Genomic DNA, 12,413 nt, shown 5'->3' on the forward strand with positions numbered 1-12,413 from the left:
AAATTTAGGTCAGAGGGAGACCCAAAAATGTCATTCATTGATAAGACGAAGGATTTCTTCGGGCTGGGCCCGGTGGACATCGAAGAAGACGATGCCTACTACAGCGAGGAGCCGCGTTATTCCGAAAATGCCTCCTCCGCCTACGCCCCGCGCCGTGCTCCGCAGTCTTATGAGCCTGCTCCGGTGAAAGAAGAGTTTGTGCCGACCATCGTGGCTATTTCGCTGACGTCTTTCAATGACGCTGCCAAGGTGGGCGAGCCTTTCCGCGACGGCGATGCAGTGGTCTTTGAGCTTACCGACGCCGACAAGGCCACCGCAAAGCGCTTCATCGACTTCGCTGCCGGTCTCTGCTTCGGCTTGGAAGGGCGCATGCTTAACCTCACCAAGGGATTGGATACCGAGCGCAAGGTCTTTTCTATCATGCCGAAGTCTGCGGACATCGCTAGGCACGAGCTCGAGCGCGCCGCTGGCCTGCGCTAAAGCAGTAAGTTTTTCTTGACCCCCGTGGGGTGCCGATTGGGCACCTGCGGGGGTCTATTAGATAGGCTCGGTTATTGTGACACAACTCGGAATTATTCTTATCCTGCTCGTGCGGATTTATACGTGGGTTCTCATCGCCCGCATCATCATTGAGATGATTCAATCCTTCTCGCGGCAGTTTAACCCGCCACGTTGGTTTATGGTTGTGGCGGAGCCACTGTTTGTAATTACGGATCCGCCGGTAAAGGCGCTGCGCCGTTTGATCCCACCGCTCCAGATGGGCGGGGTGGCCCTCGACGTATCGGTGCTCGTGCTATTTATTTTGCTTTCGATACTTACACGAATCTTGCAAATCGTATTTTTCGGTTAGCACCCCCGTCGCCTCGCAACCTGTGGTAAACGTTGAGACTCGGCGGGGCGTCGATTATTGTGGTCGTTTGGTTACGATAAATCGCGATAACCCGTATTATGAACCACATGTACCTTTGTGGGGAAGGTTTAGTTAGACCTGAACCGCAGCTCCTAAGGCCCTGGAACCTCCGGGGTTGTATCAACCTGAAGGGGAAGAGAAGACATGCCACTGTCACCAGCTGATGTTCACAACGTCGCGTTCAGCAAGCCGCCCATTGGCAAGCGCGGCTACAACGAAGACGAGGTGGATCAGTTCCTCGACCTCGTAGAGGATGCGCTTGCCCAGCTGCAGGATGAGAACGAAGATCTACAGGCACAGGTCAGCGATCTCAACTCTCAGGCCAAGGCGGGCGCTGGCGCCGGTGCCGCTGGTACCGCAACGGTAGCGTCCACTCGTACCGATGAGGCTGCACTGCGCAAGGAGATTGAGGCCAAGCTGCGCGCCGAGTACGAAACCAAGCTGGCGGACTCCAAGTCCGAGCTGTCCCGCGCTAAGGAAGAAACCAAGAAGGCACGCGAGCAGGTAAAGGCAGCCCAGGCGGAGGCATCCAAGGCACAGGAGACCGGCTCTGCCGCCGCTTCCGCTTCTGCAGACCTGAAGGCCGCCCGCAATGAGGCAGCACAGGCAAAGAAGGAAGCCGAGGCAGCTCGTGCAGAGGCTGCACAGGCAAAGAAGGACCTTGAGGCTTCCAAGAAGGAAAATGATGAGCTGAAGAAGTCCGCTTCCGCAGCTGGTTCTTCCAAGGCCGGCGTTGCAGCTGCAGGCCTTGCAGGCGCTGGTGCAGCTCAGGCTGCAGATGGTCTGGCTACCCCAGAAACCCACATGCAGGCCGCTCGCGTTCTGGGTCTGGCACAGGAGATGGCAGACCGCCTGACCTCCGAGGCCCGTGCGGAGTCCGAGTCCATGCTGTCGGAGGCACGCACCGCCGCCGAGAAGCAGCTGACCGACGCAGACTCTCGTTCCAAGGCGCAGCTTGCCGACGCCCAGAAGAAGTACGATGCCCAGCTGCAGGACGCGGATTCCCGCTCCAAGAAGCTGGTATCTGACGCCGAGGCTAAGGCAAAGCAGACCGAGTCCGATGCGTCCTCCCGTGCTGAGGCACAAATCCGTCAGGCTGAGGAGAAGGCTGCTTCCTTGCAGGCCGATGCTGAGCGCAAGCACACCGAGGTTATGAACACGGTCAAGCAGCAGCAGACCGCACTGGAGGCTCGTATCTCCGAGCTGCGTACCTTCGAGCGCGAGTACCGCACTCGCCTGAAGACCTTGCTCGAGTCTCAGCTGGAAGAGCTGGCTACTCGCGGCACCGCCGCACCGAACGGCGAAGCTGGCAATAACTAAGCCACCGCGTTCTCTCTAGCGCCCCCGCCACCGCTGCGGGGGCGCTATTGTTGTTTTAGACCGTGGTGCCCTATCCCGACCTAACCGAAAGGAACCATTGTGCTTGTTGCCGCCTTAGTTCTCGCCCTCGTGGCATTCGTAGCCTTGGTCAACTTCGTCATCTCGGGTGCCGACTGGTCGCTGTATATCGTCTTCGCCGCCGCTGGCCTCGGTCTGGTGTGCTTTATTCTGGATTGGGCGCATAAGCATCGCAGCGATAAAGCCCGGGCAGCACAACACCCTGAGCAAGATTCCTTGCGCGAGGCTTTACGCGAGAACTAAAATAGCACGCCAAAAAGGCGCTCGAGGCGCCTTATTTCGCGGTCTTGTCTTAGCAGTCAGGGGGCTGCCACCGAATCTGCCCATTCGTGCGGCTAAGTCGCCCGCGTAGCGGTGGGGCATTGGGATCGTCATCGTTGGCTCCATTGTGGTAGGCGCAGGCTGTGGATAAGTTTGCGATATTGGTCAATCCACCGTGTAGCCAGGGTTCCAAATGGTGAATTTGGCATTCGTCGGCTGGCTTAGCGCACCGCGGCCACGGGCACACAGGATTTTCTGCACCCGCCATCAATCGCTGTTTAGCATTGGCGAAGCGCTCCGTGCGATACAGGTTCACCGCGCCTTCGTAGGGGCTGACCAGCGTGATGAGTCCATGTTCCTTTAACGTGCGGCGCAAGTATTGCGCACCCGAAAGCGTTGCCCCGTTTGTCATCTGCAGGGTGATTTCCTCACCGTCACCGTTGACGATGCGTACGTAATCTTCCAGTCGCACGATGACATTGGTTACTACGGTGCTCCGTTGCGCGCTATCGTCCCCGAAGAAGGTATCTTCCACCACCTCTAGCGGCTTTTTATTCTGGTTTTCTACCGCTGCGTGCAAATCCGCGATAAACGAAGACGATCCATCGATCGCAAGCGTCCACGGAGCATCTTTGCGTCGGATGATGCGCACGCCCGGTTTCACAGTGCGCTTTTTCTTCGGGACTTTGGACTGAGCCAGCTTCTCCAGCGCCCCTGCTGTGGCCTTGGTGGTGCAGAGTTGTTCGCGGAGAACCCAGGCGTCGAAAAGCGTAGGCATTTTCCGCGCATACTTTTCAATGATGGATAAGGCAACAATGGAATGCCCATTGTGCTGGGCGCCTTCGATAGCGCGGCGACGTTTCCCCGTGAACTTGGTCGTGCCGCAGTATGCTTCCTTTAACAAGGCCAGCTCGCGGGCAGTCTTTTCGGCAGCGCCCCGTGCGCAGAGGTCGTCCTCAGACATGCCTGCGCACCCAAGGACGATGTCCATCCCAGGTGCCATGGCTGCGAGGTAAGTATCTAGCGCGTTCACGACTCACAATTTATTGCCCCGCGCAAGCCCCCACAAGGGAAAATTTTTAGCCTGTGGATAACTTATTGTGCACGAAGATTCTGGGGGCGCTATACTTTGTGCTACATGCAGTGATCCGGCCATCACCGGGGAGCAATTCAGAAGAACAGCCAGTGCGGCCTAGTAGAACTGAACGGGTGGGACCGTCAACTCCTTCACCGAAACGAAGCGGAGCCTTCGGGCTCAATCAGGGTGGTACCGCGAGCCTGACAGGCGCGTCCCTGCACCGAGTGATGAGTGAAGGATTGTAATGGCGAAAAAGATTTACCCCAAGGTTGACATGACCGGAGGCTCAAGTCGCTTCCCGGATATGGAAGAGGAAGTTCAGAAGTACTGGAAGCAGGATGATACCTTCCAGGCTTCGCTAGAAAAGACAAAGGATTGCCCAGAATACATCTTCTATGATGGCCCTCCCTTTGCTAATGGCTTGCCGCACTATGGTCACCTGTTGACCGGTTATGTAAAAGATATCGTTCCGCGCTATCGCACCATGGCTGGCAATTACGTGCCTCGTGTCTTCGGCTGGGATACCCACGGTCTGCCCGCCGAGCTGGAAGCGGAAAAGCAGCTGGGTATTACTGATAAAGCGCAGATCGAGGACATGGGCTTGGAAAAGTTCAATGAATACTGCGCAAAGTCCGTGTTGGAATACACCGACGAGTGGGAAGAATACGTCAACCGCCAGGCCCGCTGGGTGGATTTTGACAACGGCTACAAGACCATGGACATCAACTACATGGAATCGGTCATGTGGGCGTTCAAGGAGCTTTATGACAAAGGCCTGATCTACAAGGGATTCCGCGTCCTTCCTTACTCTTGGGCAGAGCATACTTCTCTGTCCAACCAGGAGACCCGACTGGATGACTCCTATAAGATGCGTCAGGACCCGACCCTGACGGTTACCTTCCCTGTGGACGGCGCTCGTGAGGGAAGCGCGGCAGAAAAGACACTGGCGGAGCACCCCGCGCTTGCCGACGCCTCCTTCCTCGCCTGGACCACCACCCCCTGGACCTTGCCTTCTAATGAGGCATTGGCGGTTCACCCAGAGGTCTCTTACGTGCTCTTTAGGGCCACCGAGGACGATTTTTCCGGTCGTACCTTCATCATGGCGGAAAACCTGCTGGCTACCTTGGAAAAGGAACTAGGTGAGGCCGAGGTACTGGAGACCTTCACCGGCGCGCAGCTCGAGGGCTTTACCTATGAGCCGATCTTTGGTTTCTTCCCGGATTTGCGCAATGCTTACCAGGTATTGGTCGCTGATTATGTCACTACCGAGGACGGCACCGGCGTGGTTCACCAGGCTCCGGCGTTTGGTGAAGACGATATGAATACCACTAACCAGTACGATATCGAGCTGGTTATCCCAGTGGACGAGGACGGCAAGTTCACCTCGCAGGTACCGCCGTATGAGGGACAGCTGGTCTTTGATGCCAATAAGGACATCATCAAGGACTTGAAGGCCGCTGGGCGAGTGGTGCGCCACGTGACCATCGAGCACTCTTACCCGCATTCGTGGCGCTCGGGTGAGCCGCTAATCTACATGGCTCTGCCAGCCTGGTTTGTGAAGGTAACCGAGTTCCGCGATCGCATGGTGGAGCTCAACCACAATGAGATCGAGTGGCTGCCGGAGCACATTCGGGACGGTCAGTTTGGCAAGTGGCTCGAGGGGGCGCGCGACTGGAATATCTCGCGTACCCGCTACTGGGGTGCGCCAATCCCGGTTTGGATGTCCGATGATGACAATTACCCACGCATGGATGTCTACGGCTCCTTGGATGAGCTGGAGCGTGACTTCGGCGTCCGCCCGGAGTCCCTGCACCGCCCGCACATCGATGAGTTGGTGCGCCCGAACCCGGACGATCCAACCGGCAAGTCTATGATGCGCCGCGTGCCGGACGTATTGGACTGCTGGTTCGAGTCCGGCTCGATGCCGTTCGCGCAGAAGCACTACCCCTTCGAGAATAAAGAGTGGTTTGAAACCCACTCGCCGTCTGACTTCATCGTGGAGTACTCCGGTCAAACGCGTGGCTGGTTCTATGTGATGCACGCGCTGTCCACCGCGCTGTTTGATCGTCCGGCATACAAGAAGGTCGTAGCCCACGGCATCGTGCTGGGCAACGATGGCCTCAAGATGTCCAAGTCCAAGGGCAATTATCCAAACGTCAATGAAGTCTTTGACCGCGACGGTTCGGATGCCATGCGCTGGTTCCTTATGTCTTCGCCTATTCTGCGCGGAGGCAATCTCATCGTGACCGAGCAGGGCATCCGCGAGGGCGTGCGCCAGGCTATCTTGCCTATTTGGAACGCCTATACGTTCCTGCAGCTCTACGCGGAAAAGGAAGCTAAGTTCGACACCACCTCTACGCATGTTCTGGACCGCTATATCTTGGCTAAAACCCACGATGTCGTAGCTAAGGTGGACGCGGCGCTTGCCGATACCGATATCGCTACGGCAACCGAAGAGGTGCGCCTGTTCGCAGACGTTTTGACCAACTGGTACGTGCGTCGCTCGCGCGAGCGATTCTGGGAGGGAGAGGAAGCCCATCCTGAGGCATTCAATACCTTGTACACCGTGTTGGAAACCGTGACTCGCGTGGTCGCGCCACTTTTGCCGCACGTGGCGGAAGTTATCTACCGCGGGCTAACCGGCGAGCGTTCCGTCCACTTGGCGGACTTCCCGCAGGCCGCGGATTACCCAGCCGATGCAGATCTGGTGTCTGCGATGGATACGACCCGTGCGGTGGCCTCGGCGGCATCGTCGGTGCGCAAGTCCAATAAACTGCGCAACCGCTTGCCGCTGCCGAAGCTGACGGTGGCTCTTGAAGAAGCACAGCGTTTGGCGGGCTTTGCCGATATCATTCGCGACGAGGTCAACGTTAAGGAAGTTGAGCTTACCGATGACGTCGATTCGGTGGGCACCTTCCAGGTAGTCTGCAATGCCAAGGTCGCTGGTCCGCGCTTGGGTAAGGATGTGCAGCGCGCCATCAAGAACCTTAAGGCGGGCAACTATGAGCGCCGCAGCGATGAGGTAGTAGTTGACGGCGATATTGTGCTTGGTCCGGATGAGTACACGGAGCGCCTGCAGGCGGCGAACCCGAAGTCGACCGCGCGTATCGACGGGCTCGATGGCCTTGTGGTACTCGATACTGAGGTGACCGAAGAGCTCGAGGCCGAAGGCTGGGCTGCTGACGTTATCCGTGGCCTCCAGGACGCCCGCAAGGCTTCTGGATTCGAGGTTTCGGATCGCATCGCGGCCGTACTTGCCGTACCGGAGGCGAAGAAGGCATGGGCTGAGCGTCACGCCGACCATATAGCCGGTGAAGTACTCGCCACCGACTTCCAAGTGACCACCGAGGCGCTTGATGGCGAGGGCGTGCACGAGGTGGTTAAGGGGGTTAGCGCTACCGTCGTCAAGCAGTAGCGCGCTAGCTGCCACCTAAAAATAATTGCCCAGCCGGCGTGGCTGGGCAATTTTCATGAGTGATAGGACTTAGCGGACTGGACCGGGCAGGTGAGCGCGCCAGCCGAGGACCGCGTTAACTAGGCAGCACAGTGCAAGCACGGCGCCAATGAGGAATAGGGTGGTAAAGCCGAGCAGCGGGGCGAGCGCGCTGAAGGCCATGGGGATAAAGAAGCCGGTGTAGGACACCGAGTAGTACACGGCGGTGAGGCCAGCGAGTTCTTCAGGGCGGGCGATGCGCTGGACCTCGGATAGACCGGCGACAAGGGCTAGGCCATATCCTGCACCCATGACGGCTGCGCCGGCGATACCGAGCGGCAGCGAACGGGTACTAGAGGCAACCGCACCGAGGATGGTGCCTACGGTGATAACTCCCATTGCCACCGCGGAAGCACGGGCGGACCGGCTGGTGTCAATGACCTTGCCGAGCATTTGGACGCCAACGCCGCAGCCCAAGGTGATAACAGTCATGAGGCCGGAGAAAGCAATGGGTGCTTCACTGGCAGACTTGGACAAAAGTTGGGGCAAGAGCGCGTAGGCGGCACCAGCGCAGCCGAAGACCCACGGTGCTACCGGCAAGACGATGCGCACGAAGCGGCGGTGGGCTGCGGAGGGAATGTGCAGCATGCGCAGCATGTCGCGGATGCTCAGGTCGAGGAAGGTATCTTTTACCGTGGCGCCACGTGGTGGGCGAGTCTCCGGGGTATTCATCAACCAGATGGCGGTGGCGACGGTGAGGAGAATGTGCAGGATATAGGCCAGATGGGTTGGCCACGGGCCCCATTGGGCCAGCACCGATGCGAGGCCAGCGCCGATGAGAAAGCCTAGGGTTAGGCACATCGAAGCGTGGCGCGGGCCAGCAGCGGGGTCGCCGCCGGCGCGGGTGATAAGCTCCGCCACCCACGTGGAGCCGACCGCCATGACGATGCCTAGAGCCAAGCCACACATGATGCGGCCCACGGCGATGACGAGGGGCTCATTCGGCGCGATGGAGAGTAGGAATGAACCCAGCAGTGATAGGGGTGCGGCAGGCAGCATTGTGGGGCGGCGCCCGATGTAGTCCGAAAGCGGGCCAGAGATGAGCAGCGCCGGCACGATGCCGAGCACATAAGCGGCTAGGAGCCCGTTGACAGTGACCTGCGAGAAGTGTGATTGCTCGCGGTACATAACTAGGAGAGGGGTGAACTCATTGCCGCCCCACGCCACGGCAACCATGCTGCCGGCGACGGGAAACCATGAGTGCTGGGCAAACTTTTCGGTCATAGTTGATTCCTTGAGTTGGTTAGGTGGGTGTCCAATGTGGAGAGGTAGGCGTCGAGGTCGCCGGTGCGGAGGGCATCGGCAAGCGTGCGGTGCTGGTCCACGAAGGTGCGGGCACGGGCCACATTGCGGCCAATGGCTGTGGCGGTAAAACGCTGTTGGCGCTCGCGCAACTGGTGTCCCAGTCCCGCCAGCAGGCTATTCGCCCCGCCATCCATGATGATCTGGTGGAAACGCGCATCAAGATGCGTATAGGCATGCAGGTCTGCGCCATCCAACGCCGTGTCTTGTTCCGCGATGGTCGCATCCAGCTGATCAGCAATGTCCGCGCGCTCGGCATCAGGCATGGCGCAGATTTTCTCAGCGCAGTGCCTATCTACGAGCAAGCGTGCTTCATAGACCTCGTGAATTTCCTGCGGGCTGATCGGCACGATGAGCGCACCCCGCCTGGGGTAGAGCTGTAGAAAGCCTTCGACCTCTAGGCGCAAAAAGGCCTCATGCATCGGGGTGCGGCTAATCCCCATCTCGGTAGCGAGTGAGGCCTCGGAAAGCATCTGCGAGGGCTCGAAGGAGCCGTCGATGATCTTCTCTTTGACGAAGTCATAGGCGCGCTCCGCGGCGGGCTGCATTCGTTCATTGGACATGCATCCATCTTGCATACAAGCTTGCATGCAAGCAAGCGTGAAGGTGTACTTTGTGGGGAACGAATCTAGTTAGGCAATCGTGTGACGTGGCACGTATCGGGGTCGAAGAGTAAGCCGTGGCCCATGCCGACCCAGCCGATGAAGGGGGCGTCGGCAAGCGTGTGCGGGGTGTGGACGTGCCCAAGGATCCAGGCATCGGCCTCGCAGGCCTGTAGCTGGTCTACAGAAAGTGGTAGGCAGGTGCCTTTAGAAAACTCACCGGTGACGGAAGAATGTAGGAGGCCGAGGACGGGGCCGTTGCTGCGGCGGGGAGGAAGCTGGAGGCGGCGCGGGTCCGGATCGGTGGCCACCGCTGCGGTTAGGACCGTGGTGTTTCCTATGCGAAAGGTATGCACCTGCGTGCCGTGGACTGTCACCTCGGGCGGGAAGTCCAGGTGGTGGTGGGTATCGTGGTTGCCGGAAATGAAGTGGACTTCGCTGAACAAAGTGACAGCATGGGCCATAACGGTGCGGGCCTGAGGCATAAACTCGGCCGAGTTAGCGTTGCGGTCAATGATATCGCCCAAGCACACGCACGCTGTGGCCCCTCTGTTGGCGGCAACCTCGAGTGCCTGCAGGGCCCAGTCCAAGCCGGGGGCGCCCGGGCGGCCTAGGTGCAGATCGGCAAAGACAAAAATGCTAGCGGGCATGTGCGGCCTTTCGGTTTTGCCACCACGTGATAGCTACCAAGACAATTGTGGACGTTCCGACACCGATGAGCGTCATAGCCATGGCCTCGGCACGGTGTCCTTGATCGAATTGGTTCATAATCCACGGAGCCAAGAGGTTGACCTGGCTGGGGCGAATGAGCGAGGACATGACCAGCTCGCGGATGCCTACGAAGAAGGCGAGGAGCCAGCCAGCGAAGATGCCAGGAGCAAGCAAGGGCAGGGTAATGCGCCCAAAAGTTTGCAGAGTTGAGGATCCCGAAATCGCGGCGGCCTCGTACATGGTGGGGGAGATAGACTCGGCTGAAGTCTTGATATTTTGAATGGTCATGGGCAAAAAGAGCACCGTAAAAGCCATGACCAGCATGCCCATCGTGCCGTAGGGAGACCAGGGCAGCCAAGGAGAGTTCCACAGCAAAATAAAGCCAATGGCCAGCACGATGCCCGGCACGGTATCGGGGGCGACGGCCAAGAAATCGCTCAGCTTTGCGCCTATGAAGCTTTGGCGGCGGGTGAGCACCGTGACGAGGACACCTAGTGCTACGGCAGCGGTGGCGCCAAGGGCACCCAAGCCGATGGAGCGAATCAGCGCTTCCTGTGCGGTGGGCATCTGCACAACGATGGAGAAGTAATCGAAGGTGAGGTTATTGAGCGTAGGTGGGGCCGAGCGCAGGATGGTCATCGCGGACAAAGTGATGGAAAGATAGGGAATGACCACCGAAGCCAAGAGGATGACTGCGGCAATGAGTGCGCCGAGGATAGAGCCGACTGGGCTGAGGCGGATGAGCACGGGGCGGCTTACACGTCCGCCGCCAGTGAGATCGTGGCGCGAAATCCACTGTTGGAATGCCCACGCAGCCACGCCAATGGCAAAGAGAACCGAAGAGGACGCGGCGGCGCTGGAAAAGTCGAGGGGGTCGATGGTGACGTCTTCATAAATAGAGGAGACGAGCACCTTGTATCCGATGGCATTGCCCAGCGTAACTGGGGTGCCAAACTCGCCGGCGGCCTTGATGAAGATGATGAGTGCACCAAGGGAATATGGCCCAATAACATTTGGGGCGATGATGCGCACGGCCTGTTGCCAGCGGCTCGCGCCGGCTACCTGGGCCATCTCCAACGTTGACGCTGGAATGCAATTCAGGCAGGTGCGCAGGATGAGATATAAGAAAGGGAAAAGCTCCACGGCCATGATGAAGGCCATGCCCCACACCGAGTAAATGACATCGTGGGCGAGTTTGCCAGCGCCGTGGCCGAGAAGCATCTCTGCGACACCACCGCGGCGGGTGAAATCCATCCACGCCATTGCCGCCGCAAAGGGCGGAGTCATAAACGGGATCATGACGGCGATCTCGATCCAGTTGGCCGAGCTAAAGCGCGTCCACGCACGTAGAAAAGCGAGCGGGGCGGCCATGAGCGTGGCAAAAGCCACGACCAGCACGGACAACAAGATGGTATTGCCAAGGATGTGCAGCATGCCCGGTTGGACAATGTTGCCTAGGGCTGAGGGCTCATCGTGGTAGCCCACGGCCGCGTTGACCAACACGGAAGCCAGTGGTGCGGCGACGAGGGCGAGCAAGATGAGAAGGACCCCGTATATCCCAAGGCGACGTCGGGGAGTGGTGGTGGAGCTCATTGGTTACTTCAAATAGCGCTTGGCAAAGGTTTCCTTGATGTCCTTGGACTGAGAAACCAGGCCATCGAGGTCATCGTTGAGGGTCTTAATCTCATCCAGCTTCGGGCCATTCTTTGGAGCGATGTCCTTATTGGCCGGAATCATGTTCTTGGAGGCGGAGATTTCTTGTGCCTCTTCGGAGAACATGAAGTCCACGAAGGCCTCTGCGGCTTCCTTGTTATCGGAGGACTTCAGGATCATGACTGGGCGCGGGGTGACCGTGGTACCGGAAGTAGGGATGGCGACCTCGAGCGGCTCACCCTTTTTCTGCGCGGAGTATGCGGAGTAGTCAACGCCGCCGAGGACGATGCCACGGGAACCGGAGGTGACCTGGTCGAGCGCTGGGCCATTGGCACCTTGGACGATCATGCCGTTGTCAAAGAGCTTGTCAAAGAGGTCCCAGGTCTTCTCCTCGCCCCATTGGTCCACCATGGCCGCGATGAGGTCGGCTGCGGTACCGGATTCGCGCGGGTCCGGCATGATGATTTGGTCTTTGTACTTCTCATCGGTGAGGTCCTCCCAGTCTTTCGGGGCCTCGTCCACGACGTTGGTGTTGGTTACCAGTGCTAGAGCCGAACCATCGCGGCCGGTAAACGTGCCGCTTTCCGACGCCCACTTTGACTCAATCTTGTCCGCTCCCTCCGGCGTGTACTTTTCAAGGGCGCCGGACTTGTCCTGCTTGCTAGCTGCCGCCCACGAGGCGAGGTAGACGACGTCAGCCTGCGGGTTTGCCTCCTCTGCCTTGAGCTTGGCGGTGATCTTTCCGGTGGTGTCGGCAAAAACATTGACGTGGACGTCGGTCTTTTCTTCGAAGGCCTCCACGAGGGCGTCGGTGAGACCCTGTGGGTTAGCGGAGTAGTAATCCACCTCGCCGGATAGACCTTCAGGCGCTTTCCACTTCTCAGCAGAAGAGGTGGACTCGTCGGTGGCGGTTTCGGTGCTGTCCTCAACGGACCCGCAACCGGTCAAGGCGAGCGCTCCAGCAGCGGTGGTAGCGATAACGGCAGTAAACTTTTTGGTGAACAT

At 58.8% G+C, this 12,413-nt stretch carries 11 protein-coding genes; 5 read left to right on the plus strand and 6 right to left on the minus strand.

Going from position 1 to position 12,413, the window contains the following annotated elements; all coding sequences use genetic code 11:
• The first annotated feature begins 27 nt into the window (after positions 1 to 27).
• The 4 genes from MHK04_RS00240 (at position 28) to MHK04_RS00255 (ending at position 2,551) form a co-directional block, all read left to right on the plus strand.
• Positions 28 to 480, plus strand: a complete 453-nt coding sequence (locus tag MHK04_RS00240; RefSeq protein ID WP_239207529.1) for a cell division protein SepF — start codon at positions 28 to 30, stop codon at positions 478 to 480.
• Between the two features lie 76 nt (positions 481 to 556).
• A complete protein-coding gene (locus MHK04_RS00245) occupies positions 557 to 850 on the plus strand; it encodes a YggT family protein (protein ID WP_023021209.1) in 294 nt (97 codons plus the stop codon).
• Between the two features lie 204 nt (positions 851 to 1,054).
• Positions 1,055 to 2,230 carry a DivIVA domain-containing protein gene (locus MHK04_RS00250; protein WP_239207530.1) on the plus strand — a complete coding sequence of 392 codons (1,176 nt, stop codon included), beginning with the start codon at positions 1,055 to 1,057 and terminating at the stop codon, positions 2,228 to 2,230.
• Positions 2,231 to 2,329: 99 nt separating this feature from the next.
• Positions 2,330 to 2,551, plus strand: a complete 222-nt coding sequence (locus MHK04_RS00255) for a zinc-binding dehydrogenase (RefSeq protein WP_200288871.1) — start codon at positions 2,330 to 2,332, stop codon at positions 2,549 to 2,551.
• A 49-nt stretch (positions 2,552 to 2,600) separates the two neighbouring features.
• On the opposite strand, the gene MHK04_RS00260 is transcribed toward MHK04_RS00255, so the two are convergent.
• Entirely contained in the window at positions 2,601 to 3,602 is a 1,002-nt protein-coding gene (locus MHK04_RS00260; protein ID WP_200288872.1) for an HNH endonuclease signature motif containing protein, read from the minus strand.
• Positions 3,603 to 3,891: 289 nt separating this feature from the next.
• Between MHK04_RS00260 and ileS the strand changes: the two genes are divergently transcribed.
• On the plus strand, positions 3,892 to 7,062 hold the full coding sequence (gene ileS, locus MHK04_RS00265; RefSeq protein WP_239207531.1) for an isoleucine--tRNA ligase: 3,171 nt from the start codon (positions 3,892 to 3,894) through the stop codon (positions 7,060 to 7,062).
• 69 nt (positions 7,063 to 7,131) lie between these two features.
• Here the strand turns inward: ileS and MHK04_RS00270 are convergent, their stop codons facing one another.
• From MHK04_RS00270 to MHK04_RS00290, 5 genes are all read right to left on the minus strand, one after another.
• Positions 7,132 to 8,364 (minus strand): MFS transporter, encoded by a 1,233-nt coding sequence (locus tag MHK04_RS00270; RefSeq protein WP_023021214.1) that lies wholly within the window; start codon positions 8,362 to 8,364, stop codon positions 7,132 to 7,134.
• A complete protein-coding gene (locus tag MHK04_RS00275) occupies positions 8,361 to 9,005 on the minus strand; it encodes a GntR family transcriptional regulator (RefSeq protein WP_200288874.1) in 645 nt (214 codons plus the stop codon). The genes MHK04_RS00270 and MHK04_RS00275 overlap by 4 nt, the downstream gene beginning before the upstream one ends.
• Before the next feature lie 65 nt (positions 9,006 to 9,070).
• On the minus strand, positions 9,071 to 9,694 hold the full coding sequence (locus MHK04_RS00280; protein WP_200288875.1) for a metallophosphoesterase: 624 nt from the start codon (positions 9,692 to 9,694) through the stop codon (positions 9,071 to 9,073).
• Positions 9,684 to 11,348 carry an ABC transporter permease gene (locus tag MHK04_RS00285; protein WP_200288876.1) on the minus strand — a complete coding sequence of 555 codons (1,665 nt, stop codon included), beginning with the start codon at positions 11,346 to 11,348 and terminating at the stop codon, positions 9,684 to 9,686. The genes MHK04_RS00280 and MHK04_RS00285 overlap by 11 nt, the downstream gene beginning before the upstream one ends.
• A gap of 3 nt (positions 11,349 to 11,351) precedes the next feature.
• Positions 11,352 to 12,413, minus strand: coding sequence for an ABC transporter substrate-binding protein (locus tag MHK04_RS00290; RefSeq protein WP_200288877.1), 1,062 nt, complete (start codon positions 12,411 to 12,413; stop codon positions 11,352 to 11,354).

The sequence above is a fragment of the Corynebacterium nasorum genome (assembly GCF_022345765.1).
In the GTDB taxonomy this organism is placed as follows: domain Bacteria; phylum Actinomycetota; class Actinomycetes; order Mycobacteriales; family Mycobacteriaceae; genus Corynebacterium; species Corynebacterium kefirresidentii.